The sequence below is a fragment of the Streptomyces sp. NPDC006265 genome (genome assembly GCF_040613555.1).
In the GTDB taxonomy this organism is placed as follows: Bacteria; Actinomycetota; Actinomycetes; order Streptomycetales; family Streptomycetaceae; genus Streptomyces.
In genome coordinates this window covers 1-5,263 of sequence record NZ_JBEXSH010000648.1, presented here as the reverse complement: position 1 = coordinate 5,263, position 5,263 = coordinate 1, and the positions used below count along the sequence as shown (strand labels likewise).

Here is a 5,263-nt window from a genome sequence, read left to right as displayed (position 1 = left end):
GGCAGCGCGCCCAGGCCGATTGCAGACCCCTGCGGCTCCGGACCTCCCTCAACCGCGCCGCCCAGAGACACAGCGCCGGCATGGCCCGAAGCCAGCGACTCACCCACACCGGCAGCGACGGCAGCAGCCCGGCCGCGCGAATGCGGGACGCCGGCTACCCCCGGCTACATCGCCGCCGGCCCCGGCACTTCCGGGTCCGCCGTCCGCACCTGGATCGACAGCCCCGAGCAGCGGGACATCATCCTGACCTGCCGTTACACCCATGCGGGGGTCGGCGTCGCGAGCGGCCGCGGGGGACCCTGGTGGACGCTGGACCTGGCCACCGGTTACTGAGCCGGCCACTGCCCTCACCCGGTACACCTCATGCCACACCACACGCCGTTGCCCTCAGCCCTTTTCGTAAAGGAAGGGGGAGAGGGACCAATAGGAAAGGCAAGGAGTCATCCAATAGGAAAGGCAAGGAGTCATCCGCTCCTTGCCACTCTCAACCTATAGCGCATGGGGGGCCTTGCGGCAAGGCCCCCGTTGTGCCGCAGAATCTCCGACCTGAAGCCGGAAACAGGCGAAAATAGGGGTCTGCCTTGATTGATGTGATCATTGCCGGCGGTGGCCCGACCGGAATGATGCTGGCCGGGGAGCTGCGGCTGCACGGCGTGGATGTACTCGTGCTGGAGAAGGAGGCGGAGCCGACCCCGTACGTTCGCGCACTCGGACTCCACGTACGCAGCATCGAGGTGCTGGACCAGCGCGGTCTGCTGGAGCGGTTCCTCGCCGAGGGCAGGACGCACCCGGTCGGCGGATTCGCCGGCCTCACCAAACCGTCACCCGACCGGCTGGACACCGCACATGGGTATGTCCTCGGCATCCCGCAGCCCGTCACCGACCGTCTCCTGGCCGAGCACGCCGCCGAGCTCGGCGCCGAGATCCGGCGCGGCTGCGCCCTGGCCGGGCTGAGCCAGGACGGCGACGGCGTGACCGCCGACCTGGCCGACGGCACACGGCTGCGCTCCCGCTACCTCGTCGGTTGCGACGGCGGCCGCAGCACGGTGCGCAAGCTGCTCGGCGTCGGCTTCCCCGGTGAGCCCTCCAGGGTAGAGACGCTGCTGGGCGAGATGGAGCTGACCGCGTCGCCGGAGAAGCTGGCGGCCGTGACGGCCGAGGTCCGCAGGACCCACTTCCGGTTCGGGGCCATGCCGTTGGAGAACGGGGTGCACCGGGTCATCGTGCCCGCCGAGGGAGTGGCCGAGGACCGCACGGTCCCGCCGACCATCGAGGAGTTCAAGCAGCAGCTGCGGAAGTTCGCCGGCACCGACTTCGGCGTGCACTCCCCGCGCTGGCTCTCCCGTTTCGGCGATGCCACCCGGCTGGCCGAGCGCTACCGCGTGGACCGGGTCCTGCTGGCCGGCGACGCCGCGCACATCCACCCGCCGACCGGCGGGCAGGGGCTCAACCTCGGCATCCAGGACGCGTTCAACCTCGGCTGGAAACTGGCCGCCGAACTGCGCGGCTGGGCACCGGAGGGCCTGCTGGACAGCTACCACACCGAACGCCACCCGGTGGCCGCCGCCGTGCTGGACAACACCCGCGCGCAGATGCAGCTGCTGTCGCCGGAACCGGGGCCGCAGGCCGTGCGCCGGCTGCTCGCGGAGCTGATGGACTTCGAGGAGGTGAACCGGTACCTGATCGAGAAGATCACCGCGATCGCCGTCCGCTACGACTTCGGCACTGGCGACAAAGACGTCGGCGCAGGCCACAAAGATTACGGTGCAGGCCACGAAGACGTGGGCGCAGGCCACGAACTGCTCGGTCGGCGGCTGCGGGACGTCCGGTTGAAGCGAGGTCGCCTCTACGAGCAGATGCGCGGCGGCCGCGGACTGCTGCTCGACCAGACAGGTGGCAGGCTTTCGGCGGCGGGCTGGTCGGACCGGGTCGACCACGTCGTGGACGTGAGCGAGGAACTCGACGTGCCCGCGGTGCTGCTCCGGCCGGACGGCCATGTGGCCTGGGCCGGCCAGGACCAGCGGGAACTGGTCGACCGGTTGCCGCGGTGGTTCGGAGCGGCAACCGGTTGAGTGAGCGTGAACGGCCGGTGGGGTGGGGCGGTTCGAGCACCCCGCCCGCGACCCCACCCGACCCACCCGCGACTATTCCCCGGCGTGGGCGGGTTCGATGTCGTGGTCGTCCACGCCGTTGCCCGGGGTCGTCAGCGACGCCGCCCGGGACGTGCTTCGGCAACCGTCCCCTCGGCAATCGCTGCTTCGCCGACCGGCTGCTCACCCACCGAAACCGGAGCCCCCGCCGCCCCCGGCACCTCGGCCACCCCCGCTTCCGCCCCCGCTGCCGCAAAATGAACGAGGCGACCGCGAAGGCGAGCAGCGCGGCCCCGGCCCCGATGGCCAGGACGACCTTGAACCCGTCCTGGGACGGCAGCGGCGTACGCCCGAGGTCCGTGTCGCCGAGCCGGCCCGTCATCGGTGTGGCGACGGCGGCGGCGAGCAGCGTGGCGGCCCAGGCGGTGTCCGAGGCCGGGGCGTTCAGCAGCCGGGGGAGGTCAGGGACGATCGGGATGACCAGGGTCTGCATCAGCGAGACCACGATCCCGCCGAAGGCCAGGACCGCGACGACGGCGTTCGCCCGTGGTGCCGCGGGGCCCCCGGTGTCGGCAGGTCGGGGAAGGGCGTGGGACGTGGCCGGGCCTCCGTAGGGGCGTCGAGGGCAGCACGACCCGACCAGGCCAAGCTAATTGATTGACTTAAGCAACCTGATTGAATGCCCGGGGGCCCAGTGGTCCGGGGTGCCACGAAGAGGGGCAGCCTCCGCAGGGGAGAGGTATGTCCGGCCCGCCCGCGCGGCACACTTGCCCCATGTCCTCCCGCCGCAGAGTCTGCCCCGAGTGCCGCCGCGAGATCGCCGTCGTCGCCGGGCGCTACGCGCGCCACGACCCGCCCGGCGCTCGCGAGCACGGCGAACTCACCTCATGCCCGGGCTCCCGCCGCCAGGCCCGCCCGGGCCCTGAGCAACCCTCGTTGGACGGCTACACGGTCCCGGACTTCCCCGGCCAACTACCGCTGTTCTAGGGCGGCCCCGACCGTGCGGCCGACCGCCGACGTCAGTTCCCCGCCACCGACTTCACGGCCACCGACACCGGCGCCGACCCGCTGATCAGCTCCAGAGTGAGCCCGGCCGTCGCGGAGGTGTCCACCAGCTCCGCCAGTACGGCGGCCACGTCGTCGCGCGGGATCGGGCCGCGGCCCGTACGCGCCTCCAGGCGGACGAGACCGGTGCCGGCGTCGTCGGTGAGCTGACCGGGACGCAGGATCGTCCAGTCCAAGGCGTCCAGCCCGCGCACGTACGCGTCCGCCTCGCCCTTGGCGCGCAGATACACGTCGAAGATCTCGTCACCCTGGTGGCGCGGGTCCGCGCCCATGGATGACACGATCACGAAGCGCCGTACGCCCGCGTTCACCGCCGCGTCCGCGAAGAGGACCGCCGCGGCCTTGTCCACCGTGTCCTTGCGGGCCACCCCGCTGCCCGGGCCCGCGCCCGCCGCGAAGACCGCCGCGTCGGCGCCCCTGAGCCGCTCCGCGACCTCGTCCACGGACGCCGACTCCAGGTCGAGCACGACCGGTTCGGCACCGGCCTCCCGCAGATCGTCGGCCTGTTCGGCCTTGCGGATGATCCCCGCAACCTCGTCCCCGCGCACGGCGAGCAGCCGCTCCAGCCGCAACGCGATCTGACCATGACCACCAGCGATGACAATGCGCATGCCTTCGACCGTACGCCCGGACAGCCCCGTCCGCCGCACGACTTCGACCGCACCACGCCGCAGGTTCCACGGCACTTCGCCCCCACCCCGCCGCGGGTTCTACGGCACTCCGTGGCAGGTTCCATGCCACCAGGACCACACCCCGTGGCAGGTTCCATGCCACCAGGACCACACCCCGTGGCAGGTTCCATGCCACCAGGACCACACCCCGTGGCAGGTTCCACGCCACCAGGACCACACCCCGTGGCAGGTTCCACGCCACCGCGACCACACCCCGCGGCAGGTTCCACGGCGCTTCGGCCGCACTCCGCCGCAGGCCCTACGGCAGTTCGCCCCGCCCCTGCCGTGGCAGCCCCAGCTCTACCGAAGCCGCCGAACTGCAGTACTCGCGCACCGCGCTGGTCCGCGCCACCACGCGCCCCTGGTGCACGACGATCCGGCTGTACGCCAGCGACAACACCCCCGCGAGCCGCTCCCCGCGCACCGCGAGCAACTCGGCCGGGAATCCCGCCTCCACCCGCACCTCGGACAGCCCCAGCCCCGCCCGCGCCGACGCGCTCACCGCGTCGTAGGCCTCCTCGGGCGGCAGGCCGTAGCGCGAGGCCAGCAGGAAAGCCGCCTCCAGAGGGTCGCCACGCCCCACCGGGTTGGACACGTCCCGCAGTGCCCCGCTCCCGGCGGCCACGAGCACCCCGGCCGCGCGCAGCAGCCGTACCGGAGCCGCCCCCCGCCGGTCGGCGCCACCGCAGCCGCCCTGCGGCAGGCACACCACCGCCACTCCGGCCGCCGCGAGTTGGTCGGCCGTCCGCGAGGCCACCTCGGAGGGCATCCTGCCGAGGTCGCCGCACGGGCTGAGGGTCACCCCGGGGCGCAGTCCGCCCGCCATCGCCGCGAACCGGGCCAGCCGGGCCGGGTCGCCGGCGTCCGTGTGCAGATCGACGGGGCAGCCGTGCTCGGAGGCCAACTGCAGGACCGCCTCCACGTACCCCGTCGGGTCCGGGTCGAGGTCCGGCCGCCCGCCCACCACCGAGGCACCCATCTTCACCGCGTCCCGCAGCATCGCCAGTCCGTCCGCGCCGGCCACCCCGGTCAGCACCCGGGGCATCGCCACCGTCGTCAGCTCCGCCAGTCCGCGCAGCGCCCGCCGCGCCTGCAGTACGGCCTCCAGCGCGCCCAGCCCCTGCACGTCCCCCACGCGCACGTGCGCCCGCATCGCCGTCGCCCCGTGCCCGAGCTGGAGCAGCGCGGCCTCCGTCGCCCGGCGCTGCACGTCCTGCGGCTGGTAGGAGACCGGCCCTTCGGCGTCGGCCGACAGGGCCGTGTCGGCGTGGGCGTGCGGCTCGGCCGGGGCCGGCAGCAGCAGATAGCCGCCGAGGTCCACGCGTGCCCGGCACGCGCGCGTGCCTGTGACGAGGTCAGGGATGGCCATCAGCCAGCTGGTCACCACGGCGAGCAGCGGCGGCAGACAGCGGTGCACGGCGGCCGTGCCGAAGAAGT

General features: G+C 72.9%; 4 protein-coding genes and 2 pseudogenes. 3 read left to right on the top strand and 3 right to left on the bottom strand.

The window, feature by feature from the left end; all coding sequences use genetic code 11:
* Together ABZ281_RS36405 and ABZ281_RS36400 are read left to right on the top strand one after the other, a co-directional pair.
* A pseudogene (locus ABZ281_RS36405) lies at positions 1-333 on the top strand (CAP domain-containing protein); the annotation flags it as partial.
* Between the two features lie 248 nt (positions 334-581).
* Complete coding sequence (locus tag ABZ281_RS36400) at positions 582-2,072, top strand: FAD-dependent monooxygenase (protein ID WP_356662329.1); 1,491 nt, start codon at positions 582-584, stop codon at positions 2,070-2,072.
* A 379-nt stretch (positions 2,073-2,451) separates the two neighbouring features.
* On the opposite strand, the pseudogene ABZ281_RS36395 reads toward ABZ281_RS36400, so the two are convergent.
* Positions 2,452-2,733 (bottom strand): annotated as a pseudogene (locus ABZ281_RS36395) (MFS transporter); the annotation flags it as partial.
* Between the two features lie 131 nt (positions 2,734-2,864).
* Here ABZ281_RS36395 and ABZ281_RS36390 point away from each other — a divergent pair.
* A complete protein-coding gene (locus ABZ281_RS36390; RefSeq protein ID WP_030839769.1) occupies positions 2,865-3,077 on the top strand; it encodes a hypothetical protein in 213 nt (70 codons plus the stop codon).
* 32 nt (positions 3,078-3,109) lie between these two features.
* Here the strand turns inward: ABZ281_RS36390 and ABZ281_RS36385 are convergent, their stop codons facing one another.
* Both ABZ281_RS36385 and ABZ281_RS36380 read right to left on the bottom strand, forming a co-directional pair.
* A complete protein-coding gene (locus ABZ281_RS36385) occupies positions 3,110-3,766 on the bottom strand; it encodes an NAD(P)H-binding protein (protein WP_356662328.1) in 657 nt (218 codons plus the stop codon).
* Positions 3,767-4,085: 319 nt separating this feature from the next.
* Positions 4,086-5,195 carry an amidohydrolase family protein gene (locus ABZ281_RS36380; RefSeq protein ID WP_356662330.1) on the bottom strand — a complete coding sequence of 370 codons (1,110 nt, stop codon included), beginning with the start codon at positions 5,193-5,195 and terminating at the stop codon, positions 4,086-4,088.
* Positions 5,196-5,263 lie beyond the last annotated feature (68 nt).

Excerpts from the sequence above, each read along its gene's own strand:
- ABZ281_RS36385 (WP_356662328.1), bottom strand. The coding sequence starts at position 3,766 with ATGCGCATTGTCATCGCTGGTGGTCATGGTCAGATCGCGTTGCGGCTG.
- ABZ281_RS36390 (WP_030839769.1), top strand. The coding sequence starts at position 2,865 with ATGTCCTCCCGCCGCAGAGTCTGCCCCGAGTGCCGCCGCGAGATCGCC.
- ABZ281_RS36380 (WP_356662330.1), bottom strand. The coding sequence starts at position 5,195 with ATGGCCATCCCTGACCTCGTCACAGGCACGCGCGCGTGCCGGGCACGC.